At 35.5% G+C, this 17224-nt stretch carries 17 protein-coding genes and 1 other annotated feature; of the genes, 16 read left to right on the top strand and 1 reads right to left on the bottom strand.

The genetic code is table 11. The features are described from left to right. From BN3107_RS12225 to ltrA, 8 genes are all read left to right on the top strand, one after another. Complete coding sequence (locus BN3107_RS12225) at positions 1-726, top strand: DUF881 domain-containing protein (protein WP_058307904.1); 726 nt, start codon at positions 1-3, stop codon at positions 724-726. Then, positions 726-1112, top strand: coding sequence for a small basic family protein (locus tag BN3107_RS12220; RefSeq protein ID WP_058307903.1), 387 nt, complete (start codon positions 726-728; stop codon positions 1110-1112). Before BN3107_RS12225 ends, BN3107_RS12220 begins: the two co-directional genes overlap by 1 nt. A 137-nt stretch (positions 1113-1249) precedes the next feature. Further along, the gene (gene ftsA / locus BN3107_RS12215) at positions 1250-2545 is read left to right on the top strand and encodes a cell division protein FtsA (RefSeq protein ID WP_058307902.1); all 1296 of its coding nucleotides are present in this window, start codon (positions 1250-1252) and stop codon (positions 2543-2545) included. 68 nt (positions 2546-2613) lie between these two features. Further along, the gene (ftsZ, locus tag BN3107_RS12210) at positions 2614-3753 is read left to right on the top strand and encodes a cell division protein FtsZ (RefSeq protein ID WP_058307901.1); all 1140 of its coding nucleotides are present in this window, start codon (positions 2614-2616) and stop codon (positions 3751-3753) included. A gap of 863 nt (positions 3754-4616) precedes the next feature. Next, positions 4617-5510, top strand: coding sequence for a sigma-E processing peptidase SpoIIGA (gene spoIIGA / locus BN3107_RS12205; protein ID WP_058307900.1), 894 nt, complete (start codon positions 4617-4619; stop codon positions 5508-5510). 24 nt (positions 5511-5534) lie between these two features. Next, the gene (sigE, locus tag BN3107_RS12200; RefSeq protein ID WP_058307899.1) at positions 5535-6254 is read left to right on the top strand and encodes an RNA polymerase sporulation sigma factor SigE; all 720 of its coding nucleotides are present in this window, start codon (positions 5535-5537) and stop codon (positions 6252-6254) included. A gap of 94 nt (positions 6255-6348) precedes the next feature. Continuing rightward, the gene (sigG, locus tag BN3107_RS12195; RefSeq protein ID WP_058307898.1) at positions 6349-7128 is read left to right on the top strand and encodes an RNA polymerase sporulation sigma factor SigG; all 780 of its coding nucleotides are present in this window, start codon (positions 6349-6351) and stop codon (positions 7126-7128) included. Between the two features lie 667 nt (positions 7129-7795). Next, a complete protein-coding gene (ltrA, locus tag BN3107_RS12190; protein ID WP_058307502.1) occupies positions 7796-9124 on the top strand; it encodes a group II intron reverse transcriptase/maturase in 1329 nt (442 codons plus the stop codon). A gap of 609 nt (positions 9125-9733) precedes the next feature. Here the strand turns inward: ltrA and BN3107_RS12185 are convergent. Continuing rightward, positions 9734-9916 carry a YfhD family protein gene (locus BN3107_RS12185; protein WP_058307897.1) on the bottom strand — a complete coding sequence of 61 codons (183 nt, stop codon included), beginning with the start codon at positions 9914-9916 and terminating at the stop codon, positions 9734-9736. A gap of 143 nt (positions 9917-10059) precedes the next feature. Here BN3107_RS12185 and BN3107_RS12180 point away from each other — a divergent pair, with 143 nt between their 5' ends. The 8 genes from BN3107_RS12180 (at position 10060) to ileS (ending at position 17162) form a co-directional block, all read left to right on the top strand. After that, on the top strand, positions 10060-10353 hold the full coding sequence (locus BN3107_RS12180; RefSeq protein WP_058307896.1) for a YlmC/YmxH family sporulation protein: 294 nt from the start codon (positions 10060-10062) through the stop codon (positions 10351-10353). A gap of 61 nt (positions 10354-10414) precedes the next feature. Beyond that, a complete protein-coding gene (gene pgeF, locus BN3107_RS12175; protein WP_082631291.1) occupies positions 10415-11212 on the top strand; it encodes a peptidoglycan editing factor PgeF in 798 nt (265 codons plus the stop codon). A 20-nt stretch (positions 11213-11232) separates the two neighbouring features. Further along, positions 11233-11913 carry a YggS family pyridoxal phosphate-dependent enzyme gene (locus BN3107_RS12170; protein WP_058307894.1) on the top strand — a complete coding sequence of 227 codons (681 nt, stop codon included), beginning with the start codon at positions 11233-11235 and terminating at the stop codon, positions 11911-11913. Positions 11914-11923: 10 nt separating this feature from the next. Beyond that, positions 11924-12361, top strand: coding sequence for a cell division protein SepF (locus BN3107_RS12165; RefSeq protein ID WP_058307893.1), 438 nt, complete (start codon positions 11924-11926; stop codon positions 12359-12361). Positions 12362-12369: 8 nt separating this feature from the next. Continuing rightward, entirely contained in the window at positions 12370-12633 is a 264-nt protein-coding gene (locus BN3107_RS12160; RefSeq protein ID WP_058307892.1) for a YggT family protein, read from the top strand. Positions 12634-12641: 8 nt separating this feature from the next. Further along, the gene (locus tag BN3107_RS12155) at positions 12642-13415 is read left to right on the top strand and encodes a YlmH family RNA-binding protein (protein WP_058307891.1); all 774 of its coding nucleotides are present in this window, start codon (positions 12642-12644) and stop codon (positions 13413-13415) included. 88 nt (positions 13416-13503) lie between these two features. Continuing rightward, on the top strand, positions 13504-14025 hold the full coding sequence (locus tag BN3107_RS12150) for a DivIVA domain-containing protein (protein ID WP_058307890.1): 522 nt from the start codon (positions 13504-13506) through the stop codon (positions 14023-14025). Between the two features lie 61 nt (positions 14026-14086). Then, positions 14087-14304 (top strand) — a binding site (T-box leader). A gap of 98 nt (positions 14305-14402) precedes the next feature. Then, entirely contained in the window at positions 14403-17162 is a 2760-nt protein-coding gene (gene ileS / locus BN3107_RS12145) for an isoleucine--tRNA ligase (RefSeq protein WP_058307889.1), read from the top strand. Positions 17163-17224 lie beyond the last annotated feature (62 nt).

Below are 17224 nucleotides of genomic sequence, written 5' to 3'. Positions count from 1 at the left end.
ATGAAGAACGTCTTCACTAACCAAAAACTTATGATTGGTTTTGTCTGTTTGCTAATCGGATTTATGATTGCCATCTTGTTTAATACCAATCAACAACCAGATGAGCGTGAAACTAGAGATACATGGGAAATTAGAAGTGCATTACAAGAAGAACAAAAAATACAACAAAATTTATATCAAGAAATTGCTATAGCCGAAAAAATGTTACTTGAATATCAAGAGCAAACAGAGCTACAGCAAATAGATTCTTTAAAAGAATCTATAGAAACTCTACAAAAAGAAGCTGGAATAATGGAAAAGGTAGGAAGTGGTGTTATGCTTACCATCGAGCCATTATTTTTAGATAAAGAATATCAAGAATACCCATCATTAAATGCAGAATTGTTGCAGTTATTTATTAACGAGCTAAATGCATTTGGTGCAAATGATATGGCAGTTGGAAGTCAACGAATCGTTAACATTACACCAATTAGAGATGTTAATGGAGAAGTATATGTGAACAATAATCCTATAGGCAGTTTACCAGTAGAAATTCGTGTATTAACAAACGATACAGAGAGATTAATAAATCATATTGAAGTAAGTGAAATAAATGATTATTTTGCACTAGAAAATGTTACAATTAGTATCAGAGAACAAGAAAAGGTTAATCTTCCAAATTATGAAGGAACAATAAATTTAAACGATGTTCAACTTGGTGACGTCCCAGAAGAAGGTGAAAGTTAATGTTATTGCCTGCATTGTTTTTGATTATAGGTCTGTTTTTAGGCTTTATGACTAACTTCACAATACCAGATGTTTATTCAGATTACTTGTCCATTGCTGTACTAGCTGCTTTAGATACATTATTTGGCGGAATAAGAGCACAACTTGATTCAAAATTTGACCAGCAGGTATTTATTTCAGGTTTTTTCTTTAATGTTTCCTTAGCTGCATTTTTGGCATTTTTAGGTGTTCAGCTAGGTATTGATCTTTATTTAGCAGCAATCTTCGCTTTTGGTGTAAGACTTTTTCAGAACTTAGCGATCATAAGAAGGTTATTACTAGATAAATATTATCAATATAAAAAATTAAAGAAAAACAAAGAAATATCAACAAAAATGAATTCTTAATAAGTGAAAATTAATATTTTTCTGATAAATTTACATATATTCATGAAAAATATTGAGTTTTTTATTATAATAGTGTTTAATACAATTTATTATATGTAATGATTCTTAGATAAATGCATAGAAATAGGAGGTGCCTCATGGACAACGGTGAAATTTTAGTCAGCTTGGATATAGGTACATCAAAAATAAAGGTGATTATTGGGGAAATTCTTGGTGATTCTCTAAATGTTATTGGTGTAGGTACGGCTAAATCGTTAGGAATGAAAAAAGGTGCTATCGTTGATATAGATGAGACAGTTCATTCCATCCGTGCAGCAGTTGAACAAGCTGAACGCATGGTAGATATACATATTGATCAAGTATTAGTAGGCATTAACGGAAATCATGTGCAACTTCAACCTTGCCATGGTGTGGTTGCTGTATCAAGTGATAATAAAGAGATTGCAGAAGAAGATATACATCGTGTAATGGATGCAGCACAAGTAATGTCGATTCCACCTGAACGTGAGATTGTCGATGTAATACCGAAACAATTTATAGTAGATGGACTAGACGAAATTCGTGATCCACGAGGTATGATCGGCGTACGCTTGGAAATGGAAGGAACAATTATTACTTGTTCTAAAACAATGTTACATAATATTTTGAAATGTGTAGAAAGAGCTGGTTTAAGCATCATGGATATTTGCTTACAGCCATTAGCAACAGGTGAAGTTGCCTTATCTCAGGATGAGAAAAATTTGGGAGTAGCTCTATTAGATATTGGTGGTGGAAGTACTACTGTTTCTGTCTTTGAAGATGATGGCTTAGTAAGTACTCGTGTAGTTCCTCTTGGTGGCTATAATATTTCCAAAGATTTGTCGATTGGATTACGCACTACATCAGAAGAAGCAGAAGATATTAAATTGGATCATGGGCACGCTTTTCTAAATGATGCTAACGAAGAAGAGACCTTTGAGGTTAATATAATTGGTAGTAATCAGAGACAAACGTATAATCAGTTAGATTTAGCAGAGATAATGGAAGCGCGACTTGAAGAAATATTGATTTATAGTGCTCGCGAAATTCAAAAAATGGGGTATGATGAAATACCCGGAGGTCTTGTACTAACGGGTGGTTCTATGAGTATGCCTGGTGCAGCAGACTTAGCACAAGATATTTTTCAAAGCAATGTTAGAATTGCCATACCAGATTATATAGGGGTTCGCGAACCACAATTTACAGCTGGGATTGGTATCTTGAAATTTGCTTATAAGAATGCGAAAATACAAGGGAAAGAGTTTTCAAACGCAGTAACTGCTCAACAAAATAATGTAAGTCATGTCGAGAAAGAAAAACCAATCCGATCGAAAAAAACAAATACTCCGAAACAGAAAACAAAAGAAAAGAAAGAACCAAAATTAGCGAACTTCTTCAAATATTTCTTTGATTGAGAAAGTTGAAGTAATTAGAGACGTAGAAAAAGACAAACTATTAATCTTGCAAAATAGGAGGAAATGGCATGTTAGACTTTGATACAAATATGGATCAACTAGCTACGATAAAAGTAATCGGTGTCGGCGGTGGTGGAAGTAATGCTGTTAACCGAATGATAGAACATGGTGTTCAGGGTGTTGAATTTATTGCAGTAAATACAGATGCTCAAGCTTTAAATTTATCGAAAGCAGAAGTTAAAATGCAAATTGGAACTAAACTAACGAGAGGGTTAGGTGCAGGTGCAAACCCTGAAGTTGGTCGCAAAGCAGCGGAAGAAAGTAAAGAACAAATTGAAGAAATTTTAAAAGGTTCAGATATGGTGTTTGTTACTGCTGGTATGGGTGGTGGAACCGGTACGGGTGCTGCACCAGTGATTGCTCAAGTAGCAAAAGAATTGGGAGCATTAACTGTTGGTGTGGTAACTCGTCCATTTACCTTTGAAGGAAGAAAAAGAGCAACACAAGCCGTTTCAGGTATTGATGGTTTAAAAAGTAGTGTGGATACATTAATTGTTATTCCGAATGATCGCTTGTTAGAAATAATTGATAAAAATACGCCGATGTTGGAAGCTTTCCGTGAAGCGGATAATGTCCTTCGTCAAGGTGTGCAAGGTATTTCTGATTTAATAGCTACTCCTGGTCTAATTAATGTCGACTTTGCCGATGTAAAAACAATTATGGCAGATAAAGGCTCAGCACTTATGGGAATCGGTGTTGCCACAGGTGAAAGTAGAGCAGCTGAGGCGGCTAAAAAGGCCATTTCCTCTCCATTGCTTGAAACTTCCATTGACGGTGCTCATGGTGTCCTGATGAATATTACTGGTGGAACAAACTTAAGTCTTTATGAAGTACAAGAAGCTGCTGATATTGTAACGTCTGCAGCAGACCAAGAAGTGAATGTCATTTTTGGTTCTGTTATCAATGAAGACTTAAAAGACGAAATTGTTGTTACCGTGATTGCAACCGGATTTGATGAAACACAGATGAAAAATGCTCAAAACAAGCCGAAATCTGTTTTACAAGCTAACACGACAAAAAGAGAAAGACAACCAGAAAAATCTCAAGAATCACCACAAGCCTCTCCACAGTCTCAACCGAGACCAAAACAGGAAGAGGATACATTAGATATACCAACATTTTTACGTAATCGCAATAGAAGAAGATAGACAGAAAAGTTGCCAACTCCAATTGGCAACTTTTTTTATACCTTAAAATCCATGACCAAACGAAAGTAACATATCCCCGAGCAGCCTCACAAAAATACCTATAAATACGTATAAGCAGGATTATACGACATAACTCTAGTGGTAATTTTGAATGGATGTATGTGCGTAAAAACCGCTACGGCTTGCCCACTTCCCTTTCCATGGGCTTTTTCCTTCAGCTAACTTTTCCAAGCAAAAACCGCATGGAAAAGTGGATCTTCAGGAAAAAGAATCCCATAGGAGTGGAAGTGGCCGCCTACGCTTAGTGGGATTCTACAACTATTGCAAATGCTCATATTTTGGGTGGTTACACTTAGACAATAAATCAGCTTATATTGCTAACATTGGTAAGTAATCTAATGATAAATTGATGGAAAATAGAGAATAGGCCAACATGCTTATTCTCGCTTGAGTTGTAGCGCATTAAAAAGCGCAGGCGTTGGCTTCCACTCCTGCGGGATGTTTTTATCCGAAGATCCACTTTTTAAGCGTACTTTGCTTAAAAAGTTAGCTGAGGAGAAAAACCCGCGGAAAGGGAAGCCAACAAGCCGGAGCGATTACAAAGCACATATAATATCTCATAATTACCACTACAATAGTGTCGTATAATCCTGCTTATACGAAAAAAATATCTGAATTTTTTGTTTTGTAACTATTTGTTTTTGATTAAGTGTGAATGGATAGGTTTCTACATTATCTGTAGTTTTTTCTTAAAACTAGAGGGTTTTTGCATACAAACTGTGACAGACTTCTTTTCCATGTTTCTTTATACTTTACTTAGTAGACAAGTAAAGGTTATCAAGCAAGCAGAAAGGAAGGAACTGGTGGTAATTTATGTAGAAGTTATATGGCTACTAAATTTTATGATAGATTGGATGATTTTATTATTAACACAATCGGTTACAACGCGGCTTTCCAAATGGTATAAACTCATTCTAGCCAGTTTTTTTGGATCGCTAGTTGTACCCATCACATTTTTATTACCTGCATTTCCGATGGATTCTTGGTTAATAAAAATAACGCATTCGTTTATTATCATTTGGATTGCATTTGGCTTTCAAAACGTTGCCATCTATTTAAAAGTGCTATGTACCTTTTATTTTATGACATTCTCAATAGGTGGTGGCTTATTTGCTATTCATTTTTTATTTATAAGTGAGCAAAATTTCCTGTTAACAAATTCATTAGAAGTAACTCATATCCACGGTATATTTGTAATCATTTTCTTTCCCATCATTTTTCTATTTACGAAACATCGAATGGACAAGCACAAGATGCAACAGTTTCATCAAGAATTTCATTATAAAGTTGTGATCTTTTGGGAGAACAAAGAAGTGGAAACGACAGGATATTTAGATAGTGGTAATCATTTAGTCGATCCCTTTACACAAACTCCAGTAATTATTGTAGACGAAACAATCCTCAAGAATTGGTTCCATGATCAGGAGTTGGCACAGTTAAAGAGATCTTTTCAAAATATTTTACAAGGTAAAGAAGAAGAGTTAACGACTTCATTATTTCGGTTAATTCCTTATCAAGGAGTGAATGGTCATCAAGATTTTATGATGGCATTTAAACCTATATATGTTCGAATACATATGAAAGAGACACATGTGACCAATAAGAAGGTATTAGTTGGTATTCAATTCGGAAATTTAGTTTCAGATAATAGCTATCATTGTTTATTACACCCTAAGTTATTTCAAAAAACCGGGTGATATTATATTGGAGGAGTGGAAGGTATGTTAATTGTACAACAAAAATACAAAATGATATTTTACAAAATTTTAAAGAAATTGGGTTATAAAGTTGATGAAATTTACTATATTGGGGGAAGCGAAGCATTACCACCACCACTTTCAAAAGAAGAAGAATTTGAATTAATTCATCGATTACCAGTTGGTGATAAAGCTGCCAGAGCTATGCTGATTGAACGAAACTTAAGGCTTGTCGTCTATATTGCAAGAAAATTTGAAAATACCGGAATTAATATAGAAGATTTAATTAGTATTGGAACAATAGGCTTAATTAAAGCAATTAATACCTTTAATCCAGAAAAAAAAATCAAATTGGCCACATATGCATCCAGGTGTATCGAAAATGAAATTTTAATGTATTTACGAAAGAATAATAAATTAAAAACAGAGGTATCCTTTGATGAACCATTGAATGTCGACTGGGATGGGAATGAATTATTATTATCTGATGTCTTAGGGACCGATGAAGATATAACTTTTAAAGATTTAGAACAAAGTATTGATAAGTCATTATTACGTAAAGCGTTAGAACAGTTAAATGGGCGGGAAAAACAAATTATGGAATTACGATTTGGTTTAGCAAATCAAGAGGAAATGACACAAAAAGATGTAGCAGATATGCTTGGGATCTCACAATCCTATATTTCAAGATTAGAAAAAAAAATAATAAAAAGATTACAAAAAGAGTTTAATAAAATGGTGTAACTTTTAGTTTTTGGTAAATGATGGTTGATGCATAAAAAACTCTCGATTGGTGATACTTATTTTTGAGAAGGATCTCCAATTGGGAGGGTACAAAATGACAAGACATAAAGTAGAAATTTGTGGGGTAGATACAGCAACCTTACCAGTATTAAAAAACGAAGAGATGAGAATCCTATTTAGATCTATGCAGAATGGGGATCAATCTGCACGGGAAAAGTTAGTGAACGGCAATTTACGATTAGTATTAAGCGTTATTCAAAGATTCCATAATCGTGGTGAGTATGGAGATGATTTATTTCAAGTCGGTTGTATCGGATTACTAAAATCAATTGATAATTTTGATTTAGGCCAAAATGTAAAGTTTTCTACTTATGCAGTACCAATGATTATAGGTGAAATAAGACGCTACCTGCGTGATAATAATCCAATAAGAGTATCACGTTCTTTAAGAGACATTGCATATAAGGCACTACATGCAAGAGAAAAATTGTTAAATAAAACATCGAGAGATCCTTCTCCTATGGAAATTGCTGACGAACTTGATGTGCCAGTAACCGATGTTATTTTTGCACTAGATGCCATACAAGACCCGGTATCATTATTTGAACCTATTTTCAATGATGGTGGTGATCCAATTTACGTTATGGATCAAGTCAGTGATGAAAATGTAAAGGATAATGATTGGTTGAACCATTTATCTATTAAAGAGGGGATGCAACGGTTAAATCAACGAGAAAAGTTAATTTTAAATAAACGCTTTTTCCAAGGTAAGACACAAATGGAAGTTGCAGAAGAAATCGGAATATCACAAGCACAAGTCTCCCGATTAGAAAAAGCAGCAATTAAAGAGATGAATAAGGAAATGTTCGAATAAAAATGCAAAATATATCAATGACAATACACATCCCTAAAAATGATAATGAATGAACAAAATCAAGATTATACGACATAATCTGATGGAAATTTTGACATTATGTATAGTGTTGTATCCGCTTCGGCTTGCCCACTTCGCTTTCCAGGGGCGCGTCTTCAGGTGCGGCCGAGCATAGGTCGTAACATATAGCGGGTGGGATTCCCGCCAAGAAAGAACTAACCATTCACTTGTAGCGAGTCTTGGAGGGCAAGTGGTAACACATTGCCTTTAAGCGTAGACAGTTAGGTAACGGGCCGGAAAACCATAACGGTTGAGGGATAGAGCTCCGAAATGTCCCCAAAGATGAGAAGGTCGATGTGTTCTGAAGCATAGAAGACAACAATACGGTTCTCGTTAGAGGTGAGAGAATGCTATCTTCTCCGGAGTCGAAGACCCTGGCACGTTACACATTGATATGTTGCGGTAACTCGGGAGGTCCTTTAGGTCTTTCGGATAAAGAAAGTAATGACGAACAAGCGATAACAAAGTGAGGGCTGTCAAATGCCTAAAGGAAGTCGGATAACGGCGTAGTACTGATGAAGTTGGGTAATGCCGATGGAGGAAAGGCCGTTACCTGTCATCACCCTTGATAGGGAAACATAATCCATACCCAGAGGTGGAACGTATTATGGAAACGAAACTTAATAGGATAACAGAATTGGCGAAATCGGATAAAAAGCTTGTCTTTACCTCTCTTGTACATTTACTAAATGAAAGTAACTTGAAACAGTGCCATCACCAATTACCTAAAGGTAAAGCAACCGGTGTGAATGGCACTACCAAAGAAATGTACGAAGGGAATTTAGACCAAAATATCGAAGGCCTAGTGAAACGAATGAAGAAAATGGCTTATCGACCGGTACCGGTAAAGCGTACCTATATCGATAAGCCAGGTTCCAACAAGAAACGGCCACTAGGTATTCCCGAACATGAAGATAAAATCGTTCAAAAGGGTATTACGAAGATTTTGAATGCCATTTACGAAAATGATTTTCTCGATTGTTCCTTCGGTTTTCGTCCGAATAGAAACTGCCATGATGCATTAAAGATCTTAAATGTATACATGGAACAACGGAAAACCAATTATATAGTAGATGCGGATATCAAAGGATTCTTTGATCACGTGAGTCATGATTGGATGATGAAGTTCCTTCGCCATCGTATCAACGATCCCAACTTACTTCGCATTATAGCCCGATTTCTAAAAGCTGGCTATTTGGAAGAGGGGAAATATATCGATACAGACCGAGGAACCCCGCAAGGGGGCAACATTTCACCGGTTCTAGCGAATATTTATCTTCACTATGTGTTGGATCTATGGTTTGAGAAAGTTGTAAAGAAACAATGTAGAGGTCAAGCCTATATGGTTCGCTATGCGGATGACTTTGTGTGTTGTTTCCAATACAAAGAAGATGCCAACCGATTCTACACGAATCTGATTCAAAGGTTACGTAAGTTTCATCTAGAAATTGCAGAGGATAAAACGAAGATTATCTCGTTCGGTCCTTATGCCTGGAAAGATGCAAAGCGTAACGGACAGAGGAAACCATCGACGTTCGATTTTCTTGGCTTTACGCACTATTGTAGCAAAAGCAAGAAAGGTACGTTCCGTGTGAAACGGAAAAGTAGCAAGAAGAAAATCCGTGCCAAACTTAAACAACATAAAGCTTGGCTAAAGGCAAATCGAACGAGGGATATCCAAGACATCATGCGCCGAATCACACAATCGCTAGAGGGCTACTATAATTATTATTGTATCACGGATAACTATAAAGAAGTCCTCTACTTTCTGAACAGCATTGAACAACTACTATTCAAATGGATGAATCGAAGGAGTCAACGGAAATCATTCAGTTGGGAGAAGTTTCGATTATTCCTAGAGAAATATCCGTTGCCGAAACCGGTAATTAAAATGAGCATATATGATCTGAGATATCATATATCCTATATTCTGTGAATGATGATAGGAAGAGCCGTGTGCGTGAATAGCGCATGCACGGTTCTGTGAGGAGTGAGGAATACAATTTATTTCAAGCGTATTCCCGCTTACTCGACCTAACTTTGTAAAGAAGAACACTTTACAAAGTGGATCTTCAGATCGCGCTGATCCCCTAGGAGTCGAAGTGGACGCCTACGCTGAAAGAAGTTCTACAAAGATAGCTAGTGCTTGCATTTTGGATTGTTACCGATATGAACATATTTTGTTAATTAGGATAAGTAATCTAAAGAAAAATTCATAGGTGATATTGAATGACGCCAATATGATTATTCTTACTTTAGTTGTAGAGCATTAAAAAGCGCAGGCGTTGGCTTCCACTCCTGCGGGATGTTTTTATCCGAAGATCCACTTTTTAAGCGTACTTTGCTTAAAAAGTTAGCTGAGGAGAAAAACCCGCGGAAAGGGAAGCCAACAAGCCGGAGCGATTACAAAGCACATATAATATCTCATAATTACCACTACAATAGTGTCGCATTGTCCTTCTTATATGTATGCAATTAAAAATCCAAATGATGGCGAATTATTGGTTTAATTCGTGTGATCATTTGGATTTTGTTATTTATCAAATCACTTTTGTTCTAGTTTTTTTGCTCTTTTATCTGCACGTTCACTTCTATTCTTAGCCTCGATATCATTTGCATCCGCTAATTCAGAGGAGAATTCTACATCAATACCATCTGTCTTTTCATAATTAGGAGTTTGTGCTAAGAAATTTTTGCCAACTTTCTTTTTATGTTCATCTCTACCCATCACCATCCTCCTCTCTATTCGATATCATGATTAGTTTGTTTCGAAACATAAATTAGATACAGACATTTGTGTTTTTTTATGATCTTCTCCAACCATATTTTAAGACGATCTACATATATTGATAAAAAGGGGGATTAATTATTATGATCACATTATCGTCTTTGCAAATGAAGGACATTGTTTATATCGAGGATGGTACAAAAATAGGTAATTTAACGGATATTGAAATAAATGTTGATATTGGTAAAATAACAAACTTAGTTGTGGCAACAAAAACGAAAGTATTTGGCATGTTTGGTGAATCAAGAGAAATTGTTATTCCCTGGGAACATGTGATAAAAATAGGACATGACGTCATTTTAGTAAAGAAAAATGGTGCATTTCCTACCGTTCAAATTAGTCCTAAAGATGATGACACCGCCACATATCAACAATGATTGAGAATCTAATTGTTAAGATGTGCTAAAATATGATAAAATGATTTGAAATAGGAGGGGTATGATGAACGAACCTTTCTTCCAGAAAAATAACAACCCCATTTTGTGGATTAAACCATGGAAAGATGCAAATATTGTCGCTGGCTTTACAACAAGAGAAAATGGCATAAGTTTGCCTCCCTATAATAGTAATAATTTAGGTTTTCATGTTGAGGACAACCCTGATCATGTTCTGCAAAATCGTAAACAAGTAGCAGAGCAGATTAATATTCCGCTTAAACAATGGGTTATGGCAGATCAAGTTCATGATAACTATGTACAACTTATTAACGAAAACCATAAAGGTAGAGGTATCTATACAAAAGAAGATGCACTTGTAGCAACTGATGGTTTAATCACTTCGACTAAGAATGTGATGTGTACTGCTTTATATGCTGATTGTGTACCACTATACTTTTATGACAAAGTAAATTTCACTGTAGCTATAGCGCATGCAGGCTGGAAAGGTACCGTCGCAAATATTGCTAAAAAGACAATAGAAAATTTTAAGATATTATCTTCAAATATTGAGGACATCGAAGTGGTGATTGGACCAAGTATTTGTAAGACCTGCTATCAAGTTAACGACCATGTAATTCAACACATTGATCCGAAATATAACAATTGTTATCAAGGGAAAGACAATGACTACCACTTAGATTTAAAAATGTTAAATCAACAACTTTTGTTAGATGAAGGAATACCAGTAAATAACATACATATTTCAAATTATTGTACGTCACATCATTCTATGTTTTTCTCTCATAGGAGAGATCAACATCCTACAGGAAGAATGATGGGATTTATCGCTATTGTATAACAAAAGAAAGGGAGTCGATCATGACAGTTGCAAACAATCTAGCTAATATCAAACAAAATATCGAACAAGCTTGTAAAAATAGCAATAGAGACCCAGGTGATATTACAATAATAGGTGTTACAAAATATGTTACAATAAAGAGAGCAGAAGAGGCTTTAGCAGAAGGAATTAATCATTTTGGCGAAAATCGGATCGAAGGATTGATCGATAAATATCAATCAATTGGAACTGAAGCAACTTGGCATTTTATTGGTTCCTTACAATCAAGGAAAGTGAAAGAAATCATTGATAAAGTAGATTACATTCATTCACTTGATCGTAAATCACTCGCAAAAGAAATTAATAAGCGAACAAATAAAGCTTTAAAATGCTTTGTCCAAGTTAATGTTAGTGGAGAAGAATCAAAACATGGCTTAGATTTAAATCAAGTACAAGCTTTTGTCGACACATTAAGAAATTATCCGAATATTAAAGTCGTAGGTTTAATGACAATGGCTCCATTTATAAAAGATGAAAAACGATTGCGTGAGACCTTTCGTTCTTTACGAGAATTACGTGATACCATTCAGAGTGAGGGGTGGGAGCACGCTCCTTGTCATTATTTGTCGATGGGAATGAGTAATGATTATCAAATTGCAATTGAAGAAGGCGCCACCCACGTACGTATTGGTTCAAGTTTAGTGGGTCCATACGAAGAATAGAGGTGAAAATATGAGTATGAAAGGGAAGTTTCGAAATTTCTTCGGAATTGATGAAGATGAATACGAAATTGTCGAAGAAGAAGTGGAACAAGATGATTATACGCCTCCAACACGTAGTGGAAGAAAAGATGACAAAGGGAATGTGGTTAGTTTATCCTCTGTTCAAAAAAACAATAAAATGGTTTTGTGTGAACCACGCTCCTATGATGAAGTACAGGATATAGCGGACCATATTGTCAATCGAAGATCTGTTGTGATAAATCTGCAACGAGTCGATACCTTACAAGCAAGACAAATTATTGATTTTATGAGTGGTACTGTTTATGCTGTTTCAGGTCAAATCAAAAAATTAGGTTCTCAAACCTTTTTATGTACACCAGATAGTATTGAAATATCAGGTAATATTACTGAAATAATGGAAGAAATAGATCCAGAACAAAGGTGGTAAAGTAGACAATGGATTTGATCTATCAAATTTTAGCATACGGCATGATGCTATATTCGTATGCGATTATTATTTATATTTTAATGTCATGGTTTCCAGGAGCCAGGGAATCATCTATTGGCCAAATGCTTGGTTCGATTGTAGAGCCATACCTGGAACCATTCCGAAAAATCATACCACCTATTGGCGGGATGATTGATATATCACCTATCGTAGCTATTATTGTACTACAAATGGCGATGAGAGGTTTAGATTTTATATTCAGATTAATTTAGGTGATTATATGGATTTATACCAACATTTTAGAAAAGAAGAATATCCATTTATCGATCAGGTTTTATCCTGGCGTGACCATGTAACTACTCGTTACGAAAGTAAAGTAATTGATTTTTTACACCCACGGGAACAAAGGATATTTGATACGATCATTGGAAATGATGAAGAAATACAGCTGCATTTTTTTGGTGGTTGGGAACTTGCAGAAAGAAAAAGAGCAGTACTCGCCCCGTATTATGAAGAAATAAGTAATGATAGCTTTGAAGTCGTTTTATTACAAGCAACTTTTCCGCAGAAGTTTGTCTCCATTGAACACCCAGATGTATTAGGCTCATTTTTATCAGCTGGTATCAAACGAAAAAAAATTGGAGATATTGTTATTTATGAAGATACGATTCAGATAGTAGTTGCAGAAGATATTATGACATATTTAATTACTAATATTACTTCAATAAAAAAAGCAGGTGTCTCTTTTGAAAAGGTTCCTCTAACAAATAGGCTACCATCTCAAGATAAATGGCAAGAACTTACTACTACATGTGCTTCTTTAAGGTTAGATGTATTGATCAAAGAGATATACCAAATGTCTAGGCAACAAGCTTTAAATCTCATCAAAAAAGGTTATGTAAAAGTGAACTTTCAAACGATTGATCAGCCAGCCTTTCTGTTAGAGGATGGAGATCTTCTCTCGATAAGAGGGAAGGGTCGTTCACGTATCAAAGAATTACAAGGTCGAACAAAAAAGGATAAAATAAGAATCACTTATGAAAAATTATTATAATTTTTTGTAACTTTATATAGGGATTTGTCAACAAAGTATGATAATATAATGTATAAAGTATGATGACATCTATTAGGAGGTGGCCGATGTGCCTTTAACACCGCTCGACATTCATAACAAAGAGTTTGCACGAGGTTTTCGAGGTTATGATGAAGATGATGTAAATGAGTTTTTAGACCAAGTCATTAAAGATTACGAAACAGTTATGCGTGAGAAAAAAGAGTTGAAAGACAAAGTAGAACAACTAAATGAACGAGTTAGTCATTTTTCTAATATCGAAACAACTCTAAATAAGTCGATACTAGTAGCTCAAGAAACAGCTGAAGAAGTAAAAGAAAACGCAAAAAAAGAATCGAAATTAATTATAAAAGAAGCAGAAAAGAATGCTGACCGAATTATTAACGAAGCGCTACATAAATCCAGGTCGATTGCTTTGGAAGTAGAAGAATTGAAAAAACAAGCAAAAGTATTCCGTACTAGATTGAAGATGTTAGTGGAAGCACAACTTGATCTAGTAGAGAATAATGACTGGGACGGATTATTTGAGATGGATTTCGAAAATGAAGAAGAGGAATCGGAAAATCAAAGAAATCATTCAAATCAATATTAATCCTTGACGAAATTAGAATTATTACATATAATTCTAACAATAATCTTTTCATAGATAAATCAAAAATACAGCGAATGGGATAGTAAAATAAGCTTGACTAGCATAGCGAATTAGGGACGGTGAGAGCCTAATCTAGTACCTTATTTGAAGATCACCCAGAAGTAGTTACACTGAACTTAAAAGTAAGTGTAAACGTTCATTCACGTTACGAATCTCAAAGTGGTTAGCAACATAGAGCTAACTATAAGGGTGGTACCGCGAGTCCTTCTCGTCCCTTCCAGGGATGTGAAGGACTTTTTATATGCTATAATAATCGACTACCACTTAGTTACTAGGTATGATTCACCCAAAAGAATAGAAATAAGGAGGACATAGCAATGGAATATAAACAAACATTAAATATGCCAAAAACAAAATTCCCAATGCGTGGTAATTTGCCAAATAAAGAACCGCAATTACAGGAAAAATGGGAGAAAGAAAAGCTCTACGAAAAAGTACAAACTCGTACAGAAGGAAGACCGTTATTCGTACTACATGATGGGCCTCCATATGCCAATGGAGATATCCATATGGGCCACGCACTAAACAAGGTGTTAAAAGATTTTATTGTGAAGTACAAATCAATGGTTGGATTCCACGCACCATATGTGCCAGGCTGGGACACACACGGTTTACCGATTGAACAAGCACTTGCGAAGAAAAAAGTAAACCGAAAAAAAATGACAGTAGCTGAATTCAGACAGAAATGTGCAGAATATGCATTAAAACAAATTGACAACCAGCGTACACAATTTAAACAATTAGGTGTACGAGGTGATTGGGATAATCCATATATTACCTTAAACAAAGAATATGAAGCAGCCCAAATTAAAGTATTTGGTGAAATGGCGAAAAAAGGATATATCTATAAAGGACGTAAGCCTGTATATTGGTCACCATCATCAGAATCAGCACTTGCTGAAGCAGAAATTGAATATCAAGATAAACGATCTGCTTCGATTTATGTAGCATTTGATGTGAAAGATGGAAAAGGTTTATTAGAAGGTAATGAGAAATTTGTGATCTGGACCACAACTCCATGGACGATTCCAGCTAACTTAGCGATCTCTGTTCATCCTGATTTAGAGTATGCGGTTGTAGAAGTTGATGGTCAAAAATATGTGGTAGCACATGATATGCTTGAGAACTTAAAAGAAACATTTGAATGGTCAGAAACAAAAGTTGTAAAAACGTTTAAAGGTCAAGAAGCAGAGCATTTAGTAGCGAAACATCCTTTTTATGACCGAGATTCTTTAATTATCCTAGGTGAACATGTAACAACAGAAAGTGGTACAGGACTTGTACACACAGCACCAGGACACGGTGAAGATGACTTTATCATCGGTAAGAAATACGGCTTAGAGGTTTTATGTCCTGTTGATGAAAAAGGTTATTTCACGGAAGAAGCACCTGGTTTTGAAGGTTTATTCTATGATGCAGCTAATAAGCAAGTGACTGAAAAATTAGAAGAAAATAATGCGTTACTTAAATTGAACTTTATCACGCATTCTTATCCCCATGATTGGCGTACGAAAAAGCCAACAATTTTCAGAGCGACTAATCAATGGTTTGCATCGATTAAGGATTTTCGTGAAGAAATCTTGTCGGAAATTAAACGTATTAATTGGCTTCCAAATTGGGGAGAAACTCGATTATTTAATATGGTTCGTGATCGTGAAGACTGGTGTATTTCAAGACAACGTACTTGGGGTGTACCAATTCCAGTATTTTACGGGGAAGATAGAACACCAATTATTAATGATGAAACGATCTCACATGTAGCAAAATTATTTGAAGAACATGGGTCAAATATTTGGTTTGAATGGGATACGAAAGATTTATTACCTGAAGGATTTTCTTCTGAACATAGCCCAAGTGGAGAATTTACGAAAGAAACAGATATCATGGATGTCTGGTTTGACTCTGGTAGCTCCCACGAAGGTGTGTTGGAAAGTAGAGCAGAATTACAACGACCAGCAGATGTCTATTTAGAAGGTTCTGACCAATATCGTGGTTGGTTTAACTCTTCCATTTCAACTGCAGTAGCTGTAACAGGAAAATCTCCTTATGAAACAGTTATTAGTCATGGTTTTGCGTTAGATGGTCAAGGTCGTAAAATGAGTAAATCTGTCGGTAATGTAGTGGTACCATCTAAAATCATGAAACAATATGGTGCAGATATTTTACGTCTGTGGGTTGCATCTGTCGACTATCAAGCAGATGTAAGAATTTCAGATGAAATTATTAAGCAATCAGCTGAAGGGTATCGTAAAATCCGAAATACTTTCCGTTTTCTATTAGCAAACTTAGAAGACTTCACTGCAGAAAATCGTGTCAATGATGATGACTTAGAGGAAATGGATCAGTATATGTTATTACGATTACAACAAGTTATCGATAAATCTCGTAAAGCATATGATGCATATGACTTCTCAACGGTCTATCAAACCATTCATAATTTCTGTACGATTGATTTAAGTTCATTCTATTTAGATTTTGCTAAGGATATTCTTTACATCGAATCCGCTGATAACCCTAGAAGACGCAGTATTCAAACGGTATATTATGAAATTTTAACATCATTGGTTAAATTGTTAACACCTATTTTAACGCATACGATGGAAGAGGTTTGGAGCTATATTCCAGATGTAACAGAAGAAAATGCGCAATTAGCAGATATGCCTGACGCAAGAGAGATCAAAGGTCAGGATGCCTTAGCTAAGAAATGGTCTCACTTTATGGACGTACGCGATGACATTTTAAAAGCATTGGAAGAAGCACGTGCGGAAAAAGTAATTGGTAAATCATTAGAGGCAGCAGTCACTATTAAAGCGAATAATGAGCAAGTGGCTAATTTATTAAGCGAGGTGCCTCATTTACATCAATTATTAATTGTTTCAAATGTGCAATTAGTCGACAACTTGGAGGATGGCAAAACGTACGATCATGTCAGCTTAAAGATTGAGAAACATCAAGGCGAAACATGTGAACGTTGCTGGGTAATCTCTGATACAGTTGGCGAAGATAACGATCATCCAACACTATGTACACGATGTGCAACAGTAGTAAAAGAAAATTACGCACACTTAACCGAATAAACAACAAACCAAAAGCCATGTTCCTTCCAAGGAACATGGCTTTCCTAATAACAATTATAAGG

This window comes from Gracilibacillus massiliensis (assembly GCF_001458115.1).
GTDB classification, from domain to species: domain Bacteria; phylum Bacillota; class Bacilli; order Bacillales; family Amphibacillaceae; genus Gracilibacillus; species Gracilibacillus massiliensis.
Note: the sequence above shows the minus strand (reverse complement) of the source record. Positions and strands in the feature narration are given on the sequence as shown.